Here is a 15,832-nt window from a genome sequence, read left to right as displayed (position 1 = left end):
CGTGGGAGCTGTTGTGGCGGATCATCGGATCTACGCCGCGGCTCGCCGCCCTCGCGACAGCGTTGAGTTGGCTGGCGGCTTGCGCGACGGTCGGTTCTGAACCGAGCATCGTGCCCATCTGCCCGCCCGTCGTTGAGGACAGCCGCGAGTTCCAGGCCCGCGCGGCCGACGAACTCGTGCTGCTGCCCGAGCGGTCGGCAATCGCCGAGATGCTGAGCGACTACACCGTAATGGGGGATCAGGTGCGCGGATTCCGAGTTTGATCAACAGCGTATGCGCCCGCTAAGTCCTGCGAATGACCTTCGTCTCGATTAGGGCGTGCAGATGTGCGCGTAGGCCCGTAGGAATGTGCCCGCCGCTGATGACGACGCCTGCCTCCATGTTCTTCTCAAGGGCGTGCCCGGTCAGGTTTGCGCTGGTCAGGAATGCGGTACTCCCGTCGGCGACAGCCACTTTCGCGTGAACCCGTCCTTCGGTGAACGGTGCCGGCCGGTCTGTCCAGACGTACAAGCCTGCCGAAGGCACACAGCTCCGCATCGTGGCGATAGGATCGACCGACAGGCTCCCACCGTGGCTCGCGGAGGTTTCCAGCAGAATGCGAATCTCGATGCCGCGAGCAGCTGCGGCGTTCAATGCGTCAACCACCGAGGAGACATCATACGCGACGAAGCTGACGAGGAAGAGGTCGCTTTGAGCGTGACGGATGAGATCCAATAGCACCTGCTCTGTGCGACGGGTCGCGACGAAGGGTGTCGTCGGGCCTGTCCAGACGAGTTCGACGCTGATCTCGCGCTGTGCCTGTTGACGCGCATATGCCGCGCCAACCAAGATACCGGCCAACACATCTCCTGATATCGCCGTCTGTTCCCAAGTGGTGAGCAGACGATCAAGCGCTACGCGAGCCGCCGGCGTGGTCACAAGCTGGTGCAGGCTTCTATCTCTCTCGGCCGGCATCGAGCCGCGGACTCGATCCGCAAGCGCTTCGATCCTCGACGGAGACAACAGGGCGACGAGATCCGTGGCAGCGATCAGCATTGACTCCATCAGACGGTCTCGAAGAACGCTGCATCAGGGTTTTCGAGAGTGGGTACGACCAAGGAGCGATCCAGATGGCGATTTCCCCGCTCACATGAGGTTTCCGATACGAACGAACAGGCGTGACACGCTGCGCCATGCAGCGACTGATCCTTGCTCGGATCATGTTCTGCACAGAGGGGATCAGAGGCACAGATGTGGGCGCGGTCCAGTGATTGGCGTAGAAGTCGACCGAGATTTTCGGGCTTCCCGAGCTCTACCAGTCCCCCCAGGGTTCCATCGGAGTCTGCGGCGGCCGTGTAGATGAGAAATCCGGCTTGATCCCTTCCGTCCTCGACATCCGCATATATCCGTTCACGAATGCTCGCGGCATTGTAGCCGCACTCCAGCGCCAGTTCCCGGATCAGCATGTGCGCGAGGGTGTGGAGCATGACGTAGCGGACGCCTGGATAACCTTCGTTCGGGTCGAGGTTTCGCTTGTGACGCCATCCGCGGTGCCCCTGTCTGAGTCGAGCATCAAGCGATCTCACGGGGTCCTTGTCCGCCCAAGCCTTCAAAGCATCGACATTGAAACGGATGAAAATACCTTCCCCGTGAACCTGGGTGGCCGGCACCCAGTTAGGCGCGGCGCGTCCGAGTGGAGCACGTGGGGCCGCGTCGTCTCCCGTGCCCTCATCCGGGGACTCGACCCTCGTGAACCCGAGGAGTGCATTCACCTCACGAAGGCGCTCCAGCAAGAGGACGCGTGTGATCGCCGAACCAAAGCCCGAAGGAATGCCTACCTTCTTGCTCATGAAGTACGGATAGTCGGTCGGCGGGCTGTCGGCCGTCAGCACATCCCATTCCGGCCCCTTCAAATCACTCTGCTCGACGCTCGATCCACCATTGCGATGGACCTCTATGGCGGTCCAGATCTGATCGTCGGCGAACTGCTCGATCCCGGGCAACTGAGCGGTCTTCTTGAGGGTCTTGGCGACGAACGCGACCTCGGCAGCGGAACTGACGTCTTCGAAGAAGGTCCAGCCGTCCGCGACCAGTTGCGCCAAAGGACTTCCTGTTTGCGGGATGGCCAGGACCGACAATGTGACCGGGAACCAGCCATTCGTTGCCCCCAGAAGGATGGCACGAGGGTCTTCAGTGCAATCGTCTTCGAACTTGTCGATGTGCGGATGTCGCCCGCGGCACCCCGGTAGATTGTCTCGACCGGCCTGACCGAAAGCCTGCGCCATGTTCTTTGATGCGCCGCAACCGTCACACTTTACCCAAAGGTTCTCGGTTTGAAGCGATGCGCCGCTCTCGAAGAACCTCAGCGTCGCTCGGCATGTGCTCGGGCCACCATGAACAAACCAGTGCCAGGCAAAATCATCCAGATGGCCGGAACGACAGGCCATGAGGAAGCGGGCAGGAACCGCATCGGCATCCCTGGCCCTTTGATTGTTGCCCGAGCCTCGACATCCCTCGTGAACGAAGCGCGTCGACTCCGGCCGATACCTGTTCTCTTTCAGCTTGAACAATCCGGCGTCATAAGGTGACAACAAGCCGCATTTCACGCAGCGAAGCCATCTCGGGAAGGGCTTCACTGGGACGCCGATTAGTGCTGCAGCAGAAAAGGGATCCACGATGTCTCTTTCGCCGATCGGCGGCATGCGCAATGAATCGACCTGCGCTCCGAGAACGCTTCGGACATTGGCCAGCAATCGCGCCTCCTGGATAGGCTGGCATCTATCCTTCTCCCAGCGATCGATGCCCATCGTGACCACCGACATGTTCGGAAGGTCAATCAGAGCCCCTGGGCCATAGGTCCAGAGAAGCTGGCTCGGTCGGACCTCTCCTACGGGCGTCCTGCTCATTGCTGATCCTCCTCGGCTCTGGTCACCCTCGGTCGCCAAGTTGGATCACTGGTCGAGCGGTCGTCCTCCATCACGAGCCTCACACCGGGCTCGACCTCTCGCATCGACATCGGGACGGTCCAGTCGGTCCAGGGCTTGATGCCGGGTGCTGAGAGGAGCGGATAAGCGGTGGGACCCGCGCCGTGCTTCTGGTAGACGAGCGTGCGACCGCCAACGCCTGCTTCATTGGCCCAGTCGTCGGCACGGCTCTTCATCTCGGCTTCGGTCAAAGCCTTCTTCCCTGAATCTTCCGTCACTTCCCAGGTGCGTGCGGCGATGGCTTTGATTGTTTCGAGCATCTCGTTGAGGCTTGGACTGTTCATAGCGCCAGCCCCATCGTTCGCCGCAAAGGGATCATAGGTGTGACGCATGATGGAAAGCATCGCGCCAGTTAGACCTCGGTCCAGCGCTCGCGGTGAAAACGGGGTGACGGATTGGGCTTCGACATGCTGGTAGAATGTCGCGTGGTAGTGCTCGAACGTCTCGTAGTGCGACAGGTCGCGCGGCCGCGCCCAAGTCAGCACGGTCGCCACGAGCCCCGGCGGCGTGCGGCCCACGCGGCTGGTCGCCTGGATATATTCGGCCGTTCCCTTGGGCTGACCGTTTACAACCATCACTCCAAGGCGATTCACGTCCACGCCGACCGACAGCATGTTCGTCGCAAGAACGGCATCGATCGGTCGGGCCTCTCCGGGCTTCCTGTTGGTCACCCACTTGCCTTGGGCCGGATCAAAGGTTCCTTCGAAGGGAACCTCGAGCTGATCGAGGTATCGCGGAATGTCCTGACTTGAGACGCGCGACGTCAGTTCGCTGATCTCCTCGACACGCCGCTGGGAGAGCCCCGGCCGGTCCACCAAGCTCATGTTGACGCGGAACGAACGCGTCTGGACGTCGTCTTCCGCCAACCGCTTCATGCCGCCGAGTTCTCGCAGCGAGTTGAAGTAGCCGACGAGCGTCATGTAGGGGTCGGCCACCGGACCGAACCGATCGAACAGTGCCTGCGCGGCGGTCAGGAATGCAGTGTAGGTCCTGATCAGAACCGCAGGACGCGAGCTGCCCGGCGCACAGACGCCCATGTAGCGCCGCCCGGGTTTCTCGCCGATCGGTCGCTGTACGGAGAAGAAGTTATCCTCGACGTCCAATCCCGTGGGCGGGAACACCGAGATTCGGCGCATGAAGACATTGCGTACCTGATCATCTGCGCGCCGCACGGTCGCGGTGGAGGCGACGACTTTGGGGCGGACTTTCGTGTCGCCCAGAACCCAGCTGCTCAACTCGTCGACGGCCGTCTCGTACAGGCCCACCATCGTGCCCAGTGGACCGCTGATGAGGTGGAACTCGTCCTGGATGATGAGGTCTGGCGGCCTGATGGCGCGGACCGGCTTTACACTGGCGGCGGGATACGAACCCCTTGCCCTGTGTCCGGTGCCACAGTCGTGGCTAGGCCAGAGCAGGCCATGGCGTCCGCACTCCTGATCGACGCGGCCGAACAGGTTTCGAACCTCGGGGCGCCACGCCATCATCGCGAACTTGTCGACGGTCGCGATCATCATCGTCGGAGGGCGGTGATAGATCTCCTCGTCGACTACCTTCACCGGGAGCCCCGGGTGAGGTTGGCCACTCGATTTCGCTTTCGAGAATTCGCAACCGCCGAGCTTGTCGCCGCAGTGGATCAGCGTTCTTCCCGCGACCCTGTCCACCTCGATGTCGCGACCGCCGGAGATCTCCGAACCGCACCACGGACAGCTGGTCAGCTGTGCTGGCGAGGCAATGCCGGCCTTGTTGCGGTCGTTGTTTCGAATGGCCTCAATGGCCTGATGAGAGGCTTCCGTCGTCCCCGGAGTCACACGGTTGCCCACCCAGAGGCCGAGCGTGAACGGTTCCTTGCCCCACGTCTTGTCGTCCGTGCGGCGGATTACCTCCATCGCACAGAGCAGCGTCGTCGCCCGTTGGAACTGCTGCAGCGTCAGAAGTCTAAGGGTGTAGCGCATGATGACGGCGAGACCGCGGGAGGCGTCGAGGCCGCCCAGATCGTTCTTCAGCCGGCGCATGGCCATGGCGAAAGCCGCCACGCCGAGATAGGCCTCGGTCTTGCCGCCACCCGTCGGGAACCAGAGCAGATCAGCGAACGCCTCGACCGGCTTCGTCCGGTCCGGATGAGCGGGATCGGCCAGAGACGGAATCGACAGCAGCAGGAATGCCAGCTGGAACGGGCGCCACGACCTGTTCTTCGGCACGTCCAACGTGCCCACGTCGACAGTCTCGTTCCGTCTCCGCTTTAGGGCGTAGATGCTTCGGACACGCTGCATCGCCATGGACCGGTTGGCGAAGCGGAATGCCTCCAGCGCTTTCGGATCAGCAAAGAGAGTGTCCATGCCATCTCGGAGACGGCGCAGGATCTCCTCGCAACGCTCGATGACGTCTTTGCCCGGATCATCGAAGCCGGTGATCTCCGCACCAAGCCGGGTATTCTGTTCGCCGATCCAAACGGCGTAATCGTCGACGAGACACGAAAGGGCGTCGCGTAACGCGTCCGGCGCCATCTCCGCCAGCCGCGTCATGTCGAGCCAGCCCTCGTCGACCATGCGCCGCATGGCTGGGCGATCCCCGGGATCGAGACCGGGCGTTTCGGTGACGGCGACTTCGTAGCGCGGGATGATCTCGGTTCTGACGCGATGGGCCTTCGTCGGCTCCTCGGGCGTCGTATCTGCGTGTACGGACACTCCGTGTCCGACCGCGAACTCGAGCCGGTTACGATAGATGAGGGCGAGACGGTCACGTTCCGGATCGTCGACCACCACTTCGTTGGAGGGGCGACGCCGAAAGACCGACCTGCCACCGTGATCTTCGGGGGCCTCGACGGTGATCTCCGGCTGGAACAGCCATGCGCGATCCTTGTTGTCGTCGGGCTCCAGCTGTCCGTTTACGAGGAACAGAGTGACTAGTCGTTCGCCCTTGGCGTTCGTCCGAACCGTGCCCTGAAGACGAACATCGGGCTGATCGGGGTCGGGAGTGGACGGTTTGATCTGACCGTCGACGAGTGACAGCGGGACCACACCACCACACGGGACGCGCCGCCAGACCCTGACCTTCACCTCTCCTTCTCGGCCGGTCTGGCGGTTTCGTCGGGTCTTGGTGATATCATGCTCTTCATTCGGGACGCGTTCGTAGCGACCCCAACGGGCATCTACCGCCAACGTCTGCACATCGGGCGCGACGCAGAAGGTCAGCCCCATGCTCGAAGGCACCAGTGACTGGTTGTTCGTGGTATCGATCTCGTCGAGCGCGTCGTCTTCGGGTTCCACCCGGCCGGTGGCACTGGGGAACTCTGCACCCGGCTCGTGCAACGAGGCGGTCCGCTCTTCCTCGAGGTCGCCTGCCTCATCGGCCGCGGAAGCCGGTTCCACCTGAGCGGTCTGATCGTCACCCGGCCGTCGGGGCGCGAGCTTGCCGACGAGATAACGATCGCGGACGCTCATGTCCTTGATCAACTCGTGCGGCCCTTCCGCGGGGCCGAGCAGGTCATCCCGCACGGAAAGCTCGAGAAGATCGCGAACGTAGATCACATCCTGGATCAGCGGCACCGCGTCGGGTGAGGCCGCGCCGAGCAACGGAAGGACGCGCAGGAAATCACCCCACGGCAGCCGTGTTGCCGGTGCGCTCGGCGCCGTGAGGCCGAGCGCACTCAGTGGGACTGCCGGCTGCACGGCCTGAAACTGGTCGAAATAGATGGTCCGACCATCGCCATCCGCCCGGATGCGCAGAATGCGGCCGACGATCCACACGGCATCGTCGGATCCTAAGACGACCGCCCAATCACCGGGGGCGACAGCGCTTTCGTCAGTAGGGCCAAGTCCGATCCGGACGGCATACCCGCTGGCGACATGCTCGCCGCGGATCATCCACGCGGCATGCTGGGGAGCGGCTTGCTCGATCAACTCGGTCATGTTCAATCACTCTCGGAAATGCGATAGAGGGTGCCGCGGCGTTCACCCTGACGCTCGACAATGCCACTTGCCAGCAGATCGTTGTTCGCGCCATTCAACTGGCTTTCAGGTTTGCCGGCATATGCAAGCATGTTCAACGTGTTTGGCCAGGAACGAAGCGCTCCAATTTGGACTGAAGCCGCTGCCAAAGCAGAAAGAAATCCTTACTCGGTCTAGGCATGGACAATTATCCTTCGTCGTCTGTTGCCGCTTGTTCGCCTTCTGTCTCAACGGCCTCACCAAAATTTCTTGCGAATGCTGCTCGCACACTCGATAGATCCACGGAGTACGCCCGGCAAATCGTCGCTTCGATCTCATCCAATGAGCATGTATCGAGCTCTTCCAGCTCCAATTTTTGGGGGATGGGGAATGCGGAGATTTGAGGGGGCCCAAATCTTAAATATCCCCCGGAGAGCGCAAGCCCGCTGTATAGCCCAAAGTAAATTAGAGCTCCTAGTCTTGAGTTCAGGATTGCAGTTAGAGAGCTTAAATTTACTTCCACCCTGGGGTCATATATTATTACAGTTGATTTCCCGGATAGGTACTCTCCATTTGTGTCATGAGCCGCAACGGGGCGCTTGGCCATTCCCGAAATGATGACTTTTGGCTTTAGCGCCTGCGCGTGGCGACCCTCCGGGATTTCGCTTAGGTTAGCGACCGGCCTTTCAAATCGACTTTTCAGATATTGGACGGGCGCAATATCCCATGTCGTGCGAAAAGGTCGGATGTTTCCACTTACGACGAACTTGCAGAAACCCGGCGGCACTTCTCCTGCGCCCAGCTCGCTTATTGCAGACTTCATTTCATAAGCTTCTGCTACGGTAGCCGCGCCCGAAACTGTAGCAACAGAGCCGAGCGGCCGCGTATCACGCAATGCGGTCTCAATAAGCTCTGCGAAATCTGTTAAGATAAACGCCCAAAGATATGAGGGCGCCTTTTTAAAGGCTGATTGGCCGACTAGGCGACGCGGCTCCTTTTGCATCACCTCAATTGAGCAATCGGCATCTGTCTTTTGTCTCCTTAAAACCAAGATTACTGGATATACGCTCGCAGAAAAGACTTTGATTGACGAGTAGTCAGAAATAGATTGTATTTCGGTATCTCTTATGAATATTCCCCGAAGTGTCTCCGCGTACTCCGCGCTCAATATCTTGTTTGGGACAATGAATCCAATTGTTCCCAGTCCTCCGCAAATGCGAATAGCTTGCTCAAAGAACAATATGTAAAGGTCGTAACTTCCTTTGGCGGACTCGTAATTCACCGTTAGGAACTTCTTCAGATCGCCAGACTCATCAGCATCGGACTGCACAACAGCATTAACATAAGGGGGATTGCCAATTATCGCATCGAAACCATGCTCGCCCTTGGCAAAAACCTCAGGATATTCCAGCGGCCAATGAAAGAAATGCTCTTTTCTTTCCCGCGGAGTCCTGCCACCGTTCGAGAACATTTGATCCGCGTCGGAGGCAAGAACCTGTAGTTTTGCTCGGAGTTCGCGCGCTTGTTTTGAGTGTTTGATGGAAGACTTGACCAGCCTGTCGGCTACCTGAAATGTTGCTTGTAGCGTTTCCCTCGTTTCGCCATCGAGTGCTGCCATTGCATCCACGTCACTGATGTCTCGGATTGGGATGGATCGCAGGCGTATGCGCAATTCGATGGCCTTTTCGACCGCTGCCTGAATGCTCCGCCCGAACAACCTGAGCTGTTTCGACCCTTTCGGGGTCATGCTGAGCTCAATCAGTTGCTGAATATCGTGGAGCCCGAGCAGGCTGTCGCCGCTGCGCAGGTTGTGGTCGAGGAAACCAAAGGGCCGCCCCTTGGACATGGTTGTAAGCCAGAGCGAAAGCTTGGCCAACTCCACCGCCAGCGGGTTCTTGTCTACGCCATAGAGGCACCGCTCCGCCACGAGGCGACGGGCGACGATCGCGCGTTCCTCCGCGTCTTGCGACAGTGGGTCGAAGCCCTCGGCGGCGGCGTCTTCGACGATGCGCCCTTCGCTGTCGATCTGCTTGCCGCTCGCCTCGGTAGCAGACCAGGCCTCGACAAGACGATCCGAGAGCCACCGGCACGCCTGCACCAGGAAGGCTCCGGACCCCATGGCAGGGTCACAGATTTTCAGGTCCAGCAGTTCTTCGGCACTCTTCAGTTCCCATTCCTCGGGCGCCTTGCCTTCGGCTGGGCCGCGGTAGGCGACCGGAGTCAGTGTTTCCTCGACGATTTTTTCCGTCAGGCTCTTGGGCGTGTAGTGCGTGCCGCTCTCGCGCCGGTCGGCGCCGAGCACGACAACGAAGGCGCCCTTGTGGTGCACGAGTGGATAGCCCCAGGGATCGGTCCGCAGAAGGGGCGCGCAGGGCAGAATTCGGTCACGCAGACCGATGTCGCCACGACAGACGGTGAGCAGACGTGCGGCGAGACGATCATCGGCCGCTCGCTCAAGGGCGTTGCGGATGGCGGAGTCCGAGCGTTCGCTCCGCTCCTTGAGCAGTTCGGCCACTTTCGCTGGGCCATCAAGCCGAGCCGACTCCATCTCGCCGAGCGTGACGCGCGGACTCTTCGCCTTCGCGCCGCTGTCGAGTTCCAGCGTGACGTCGTCGACGCGCTTCACCGTGCGCTCGAGGAGACCCTCATAGACGTGACCGATCTGCTCAACGTCGAGCGCCCGGTAGGACAGCGTGCGCCCCTCGAAGATCTGGATCGCGTCCAACAGCAGTAGAACGGTGCGGTCGTCGATCGGCAGGGGTTCGGCCGGATCGCTCCGCCAACTCGTACCCTTCTTCCGCCCTTCGAGAAATGGATAGCGATCCGGGTCGAACAGCGAACCGCCGAGCGCCGGAAGCCGCAGCGTCGGATGATCGATCCCGCCATATACGCCGCGAAACAGGGCGAGCAACCGCGACCAGGCGGATCGGCGACGCTCAAGGATCTCTTCGGAATCGGCGCGCAGCTGCATCCGGAGGCTGGAGATGGCGTAGAAGGAGTCGTAACGCGGATCGCTGAGCAGCAGCAGGGCGCGTTCCTCGGCCGCCAACAGGAAGACGAGCCGCATCATGACCGTCAGGCCGGCCTCGTAGAGCTCTCGCGGATCTACGTCGCGCAAGAGCTCGCGATTACGGTCCTGGTCGGCGCGGTCGAGAGCCTGAACGAGCACTTCGACGGCGCGCCGGACCTGCTCGCCGAGCGCTTCGGTGACGTCATCCTGGTGCTTCAGGGACCGCTCATAAAGCGCCGGCAGCTTGCCTTCGTCGGGCCCGAAGAAACGACGGACGCCCAGAAGGCTGACGAATGCGCGAAGCGTTTCCGGTTCCTGACCCCAGAGACGCGCATACCAGCTCGCGAAGCCTGCCACGGCGCCGACGGGCGCGTGTACGAGCATCCAGCGCTCGCCATTCGTAACGATTCCAGTGGAACATCCCGTCGCCCGGAGCAGAGCGACCATCCGGTCGGCCGGCGTGATTGCGAGGCCATCGAAGCGGCGCGTCGCGTCGAGATCAGTGTCGGGCGCGTAGACGTGGATGAGCAGGAGTGGTTCGTCGGAGTTCGTCGGATTCACGACCGCCAGATCGGGAGCAATCGTAACACCGTGTTCGGGCATTGAGATCGTCAGGCGCTCGGGCAGAGCCAGGTCCTTGCGCAACACTGCGCCATCCATCTCCAGCGCAGTAAGCAGTACGTCGTCGATCCAGGCCGCGTGCAGCGCCGAAAGGTCGAGGTCGTCCATGTCGACCGCGTCGCGCCATTCCTCATAGGTTCGACGCAGCCGCTGGGGCCGCCCGGAAGGCAGAGCTTCGAGACCCTGCGGAAAGACATCCCTCAGTACGGGCACCGCCAGGAAGGGCCCGGAGACTTCGACGAGGTTCAGCCATTCGTGATCGTTGCTCATCCGCGCTTCTCCGTCGCGAGGGAGTTCGGAACCAGCAGCACCACGGCCACAGGGAAAGTATGCTCGATGGCGTTGGAGTGCCGTTCCTCGATCGCTCGCAGTTCCTGCTCGCGCTCCTTCGGGATCCGGGCCAGCCGTGCTTCGAGGGCCGCCCGGTCGCGCTTGAGCTGAGTGCGTTCGTCCTCGGAGAACAGAGAGAGTTGCAGGGGTTGCTGTTCCGCGGCGATCTCGGTCTTCAGCGCTCGTTCGAGATCGTCCAGGACTTGGCGGATGTCCTCGGCCTCCTTGCGCTTCCGGGTATCGATCGTGTTCACGAGGAAACGCAATCGGTCCTTCGAGCGCGCCTCGACGGCCGCCAGAACGGAATCACGCTGCTTGTCGAAGCGCGTCCGCAAGGCGTCGAACGTCGCATCCGACAGGTCTGCGGGTTGCGATTCCTCCAGCCAGCGGCGAATCTCCGTAACCCGTTCCTCCCGCCGGAAGCCAGCATCTCGCAGATAGCCGCCGGCCTCCGTGAGCTCTTCATGCAAACGGTGATGGTTCCCGCCGGTCACGACGAGCCGCGACATAACCACGACGGCCGGTCCATCGATCCGCCCATCCGGAAGCGAGCGAACTGCCACACGGTGCAGCTTCTTCACGTCGTCACGCGCCCAGATCTCCGCGCGAAGTAGCCGGAGACTCATCTGTACCAACCGGTGGTTTAGGTGGACGAGGACGACGTCATCACGGCCCTTGGCGACATCATGGTCGAAGGTGATGGGGCGGACCTTCTGGGTATAGGGGTGTTCGAGCCCCTCGAGGCATTGAGACCAGGAACCCGAGAGCGGCGGCATTCGAAAGACCGTGCCATCCGATGCACCAGCCAGCGAAACGGGCTCCAAGTCGGGTTTGTCCGCGAGACGCAACGCGGTGCGTACCGCTCGCTCGATATGATCGGGCAGCAAGCTCTGCTCGCGCCGAGTCTCGTTCAGCCGGTCGTGAAGTTTGGCAACGCGCTCGCGAAGATCGCGCTCGACCTTCACGAAGCGGCGGGATTTCTCTATCCGGGCCTCGGCTTGCCGCGTGTCGAGATCGCGGCGGCGACCCTCGAGAAGGTCGGGCAGTTGAGGCGCGATGACCGGGTTCACGCTACCCATGTCGGCGCGCATCGAGTCCATTTTGCGAAGCGCACGCAAGATATCGTCCCCGTGGCTACCCTCGGTATCCACTGGGTGCCAGATGACGACTTCGCTGGCTCGTTGCCCATGACGGTCGATGCGGCCGTTCCGTTGCTCCATCACATTCGGGTTGTATGGAATTTCTAGGTGGATCATCAGATGGCAATGGTTCTGGAGATCGATACCCTCGGAGGCAGCATCGGTCGCTAGCAGAATTCTCACTGGGGAGTCCGATGGGTTGGCCTGGAACGCAGCTTTAACGGCCTCGCGTTCCTTCGGGTCCATGCCGCCATAGATCAGAGCCAGTCGCTCTGCCCCGAAACCTTGGGCCGCGAGGATCTCCTGCATCCACTGCTGAGTGGCGCGGTACTCGGTGAACAGGATCACCCGCTCGTTCGTCCACCTGTCACCTTCCTTCAGGTGTTTGGCCAGCCAGTCCAGCACGGCGGTAGCCTTGGCATCCGTTCGACGGGCCGCTTGTTGGGCCCATGAGCGCAGCCGGTCGAGCATGCGACGTTGTTCGTCGGTTGGTGGTCGAACGTGTTTGCCGGCTTCCTCGATCGCTTCGGCCTCGGCGGTGTCCCGCTGGGCGTCGTCCGCGTAGTCTTCCTCCGTCTTCGCTATCGCCCGTCGGAGGATACGGTCATCGAATTTCTTCTGGCTGCGCTCGCTGGACGCCCGTCCTTCGATCGTTGCGATATGCCGCTCCAGTGTGGCTGCGAACGCCGCAGGGGACGATGATAGGCGCTTGCGCAGCAATTGGTGCACGAAGTGATCGACGGCCCGTCCTCCATCGGCACCGCTTTCGCGGCTCTTGATGTATGCTTCCAGCTGCCGCCGGGCATCCCTCTCGTCTTCGCTATACTCCACCGGCAGCGCGTCGAGCCGCCGCTCGGGGTAAATGCGCTTGCCATTCGCATCGACCAGATCGCTCTTCAGCCGACGGACCATCACCCGGGCGAGTTGGGGATCACTTGGGAGGACGTTTCTCGCGAACCGCTGATCATCGAGGAGTTCGAGGAGTGCGGTGAAGGATTCGGTGTAACCATCGTGCGGCGTGGCGGTGAGAAACAGCTTGTGCTGGAAATGTGGTGCGGCCAGACGAACCAGCCGTGTCCTGAGGCTTTCGACAGCATAGCGCCCGACGGTCGGGGCAACATTGTGAGCCTCGTCGATTATCAGCAGGTCGAACTTCCTGGGATGGCTGACGTGCGGGGGCAATGCGTCCCGCAGAAGGCGCAAGCCTTCACCCTGCTTGGCCCAGTCCATCGACGTGATGAGACGGGGAAAAGACGTCCACGGATTGGCATGCAGGCCTCGCTCGCGGCGCAGACGCTTGACGTATTCCGTATCGACGATCCGGAACTCCAGTCCGAACTTCTCCTGCATCTCGACGCGCCACTTTTCCTGCAACGAGGCCGGGCAAAGCACGAGAACGGTGCGGGCGCGGTGTCGCAGCAGCATCTCTTGAACGACGAGTCCGGCCTCGATGGTTTTCCCGAGGCCGACGTCGTCGGCGATCAGCAGATTGGTGCGCGCCATGTCGATCGCGCGCACGAGCGGATCCAGCTGGTAGTCCTCAATGCTGACGCCGCTGCGGAATGGCGCCTGCAGATAGCCGCGATCCGCGTTCGTCGCAGCGCCCCAAACCACTGCGTCAAGGAAAGCCTGAAGCGTTGAGGGGTCGTCCAGACCGGTCATGCGCGGCAGTCCGGCCCGCTCAATCACATGCGCCCCGGGCTCCAGTTCCCAGAGAACTTCGATCTCTTCACCCAGCGCATCCTCGTCGATCGAAGCCAGCCGGACAAGATGCCGCTTGGGCAGTCCGGGGGCAACCGAACCGCCATCGACCTCGGAGACGATCCATTGGCGGCGGCGAGCCTCGACCAGCTGGCCAGGCTCAGGCGCAGTGGCGTGGGCGACATTGGCCACCATTTCATCCGCGGTCATCGACATAGATGGGCCCCATTCTTCTTGCGCGCGTCGACGAGTTCGGCGATGCGGTTCGCGGCTTCGCGGGCGTCTTCGTGTTCCCAGATCCGGACCGTCTTCCAACCAAGTGCGTTCAGCCGCTGATCGGTATCGGCATCCCTGGATCGATTGGTTTCGATCTTCTCCCGCCAGAAATCCGCATTGCTCTTCGGCCAAGATGCGTGCTCGGGACACCCGTGCCAGAAGCATCCGTCGACGAACACAGCGATCCTCGCGCTGGGGAAGACGATATCTGCGACGCGTCTCGGCTTCGTCAGGAGCGGAAGGTGGAGGCGATAGCGCAGGCCCTTGGCATGCAGAATCCTGCGGAGGTCGATCTCCGATCGCGTGCCTTTCTGTCGCACGCGGGCCATCCGACGACTTGCGTCATGCGACGAGGGACTTACGCGCGTCATCCGCCACGGCTCCCTTCTTCTTTCTCTTCGCCTTTTCGGCCTTGATCCCGAGATGGGCTGCGATGCTCCGGCCGATCACCTCGCCTAGAGTGACCGGAACCGCATTTCCAATCATCCGTCCCAAGGCCTTAAAATGAACGGGAGCCCCGTCGGGTATGAAGGAATAGGACTTGGGGAAGCCTTGCAGAATTGCGCCCTCACGCAGAGAGATCGCGCGGTCTTGCTCGGGATGTCCAAACCGTCCGTTCCCAAAGCCATAGAACTGGGTCGTCAAGGTCGGCGCGGGTTCGTCCCAGACCATCCGGCCGTAAACGCCCGGGTACGTATGGCCCGTCTCACGACGATGGCAGTCGGCGACGAGATACTTTGGCCAGTCACGCCACGTGCCGCCGGGACGAGACGCACGAATTCTTTCGAGGTTCAGGTCGGAGAGCTTTGACGCGGCATGCAGTGGATCCTTCGGATGGGTCCCACCCTGAGCTATCGGCGCGAGTTTGCCGATCGCCGCGCGAACGGTCGCCGGGCTATCATGCCTCGGGGCGACCAGCTCAATGGGGCCGCGTCGGGAGGCCAGCAGCACCATGCGCCGGCGGTTCTGCGGCAGCCCATACAGCGAGCAATCAACCACCCCTTGGTGGACGTGGTACCCAATCTTCTGCAGGGTCTCGACGAAGTCATCGAACACCGCGTGCTTGGCGACCGAAGGCACATTCTCCATCGTGACCAAGTCAGGACGTGTGGCTTTGATCAGTCGTCCGAACTGGTAGAGCAAGCCCCAGCGGAGGCTTCCGACGACATCATAACGCTGGGCATAGGTCGAGAACGGCTGACAAGGGGCGCAACCGGCGAGCACCCGGACTTCGGCATTACCGAACAACTCGTTGAGGCGCTTGGGAGCTAGGCGCCCCACGTCTTCGTTGATGAAGCGCGCTGCGTTGTTCGCTTCGAAGGGGTGGCGGCAGGCTTCATCGACGTCAATACCCGCGACGACCTTGACGCCCTCCGAGATCAGGCCATGCGTGAGCCCTCCGGCCCCGCAAAAAAGGTCGACGCACGCGACATCAGCCATCCGCTTTCTCTCCCCCCGCATGCTTCCCCTTCTGTGAACTGGCCTCGGCCGCTTCGCTTTCCTTTTGATCGTCCGATGCTTTTCCGTTCCTCACCCAATCATCGACTTCGTCTGTCTTGAACTTCCAAAGCCTTCCGACCTTGTGGGCCGGCATGTCCTTCTTCGCGATCCAGCCATAGACCGTGTCTTTGCTGACACCGAGATATTCAGCGATCTCCTCCACGGAGACCCAGCGATCGGACATGGTTCGGCCCTTCATCAGCCAGTCTGATTCAGGGTTCGAGCATCTCACCCTGTCGGCCGAAAGTAAACCGAAATGAAGCTGGTTTGCTCTGGTTTAGTGGAATTTGATCGGATTAGGGAGTTCGGCTGGCGCGGCTTGATGGGAGGCGCGTGAGACTAAGCGACCCGCGGGGCAAGCTCGAC

10 protein-coding genes are annotated in these 15,832 nt (G+C 61.4%); 1 reads left to right on the top strand and 9 read right to left on the bottom strand.

Features of this window, described 5'->3' with window-relative positions:
• The first annotated feature begins 11 nt into the window (after window positions 1–11).
• Window positions 12–263, top strand: a complete 252-nt coding sequence (locus ABEG18_RS17860; protein ID WP_406854395.1) for a hypothetical protein — start codon at window positions 12–14, stop codon at window positions 261–263.
• 19 nt (window positions 264–282) lie between these two features.
• Here ABEG18_RS17860 and drmC read toward each other — a convergent pair whose 3' ends face one another.
• From drmC to mads1, 9 genes are all read right to left on the bottom strand, one after another.
• The gene (gene drmC / locus ABEG18_RS17855) at window positions 283–1,035 is read right to left on the bottom strand and encodes a DISARM system phospholipase D-like protein DrmC (RefSeq protein WP_406854394.1); all 753 of its coding nucleotides are present in this window, start codon (window positions 1,033–1,035) and stop codon (window positions 283–285) included.
• A gap of 8 nt (window positions 1,036–1,043) precedes the next feature.
• Window positions 1,044–2,885 carry a DrmB family protein gene (gene drmB, locus ABEG18_RS17850; protein WP_406854393.1) on the bottom strand — a complete coding sequence of 614 codons (1,842 nt, stop codon included), beginning with the start codon at window positions 2,883–2,885 and terminating at the stop codon, window positions 1,044–1,046.
• Window positions 2,882–6,871, bottom strand: a complete 3,990-nt coding sequence (gene drmA / locus ABEG18_RS17845; protein WP_406854392.1) for a DISARM system helicase DrmA — start codon at window positions 6,869–6,871, stop codon at window positions 2,882–2,884. Before drmA ends, drmB begins: the two co-directional genes overlap by 4 nt.
• A 2-nt stretch (window positions 6,872–6,873) precedes the next feature.
• On the bottom strand, window positions 6,874–7,008 hold the full coding sequence (locus ABEG18_RS17840) for a hypothetical protein (RefSeq protein WP_406854391.1): 135 nt from the start codon (window positions 7,006–7,008) through the stop codon (window positions 6,874–6,876).
• An 89-nt stretch (window positions 7,009–7,097) separates the two neighbouring features.
• Window positions 7,098–10,790, bottom strand: coding sequence for an Eco57I restriction-modification methylase domain-containing protein (locus tag ABEG18_RS17835; RefSeq protein WP_406854390.1), 3,693 nt, complete (start codon window positions 10,788–10,790; stop codon window positions 7,098–7,100).
• A complete protein-coding gene (gene drmD, locus ABEG18_RS17830) occupies window positions 10,787–13,906 on the bottom strand; it encodes a DISARM system SNF2-like helicase DrmD (protein WP_406854389.1) in 3,120 nt (1,039 codons plus the stop codon). Before drmD ends, ABEG18_RS17835 begins: the two co-directional genes overlap by 4 nt.
• The gene (locus tag ABEG18_RS17825) at window positions 13,897–14,295 is read right to left on the bottom strand and encodes a very short patch repair endonuclease (protein WP_406854388.1); all 399 of its coding nucleotides are present in this window, start codon (window positions 14,293–14,295) and stop codon (window positions 13,897–13,899) included. Before ABEG18_RS17825 ends, drmD begins: the two co-directional genes overlap by 10 nt.
• 13 nt (window positions 14,296–14,308) lie before the next feature.
• The gene (locus ABEG18_RS17820) at window positions 14,309–15,406 is read right to left on the bottom strand and encodes a DNA cytosine methyltransferase (protein ID WP_406854387.1); all 1,098 of its coding nucleotides are present in this window, start codon (window positions 15,404–15,406) and stop codon (window positions 14,309–14,311) included.
• Window positions 15,399–15,650, bottom strand: coding sequence for a methylation-associated defense system helix-turn-helix domain-containing protein MAD1 (mads1, locus tag ABEG18_RS17815; protein WP_406854386.1), 252 nt, complete (start codon window positions 15,648–15,650; stop codon window positions 15,399–15,401). The genes ABEG18_RS17820 and mads1 overlap by 8 nt, the downstream gene beginning before the upstream one ends.
• Between the last annotated feature and the right edge of the window lie 182 nt (window positions 15,651–15,832).

The sequence above is a fragment of the Alsobacter sp. KACC 23698 genome, from assembly GCF_045348435.1.
GTDB lineage: Bacteria > Pseudomonadota > Alphaproteobacteria > Rhizobiales > Beijerinckiaceae > Alsobacter.
The sequence above is the reverse complement of the archived record's forward strand: the minus strand, read 5'-3'. Positions and strand labels throughout refer to the sequence as shown.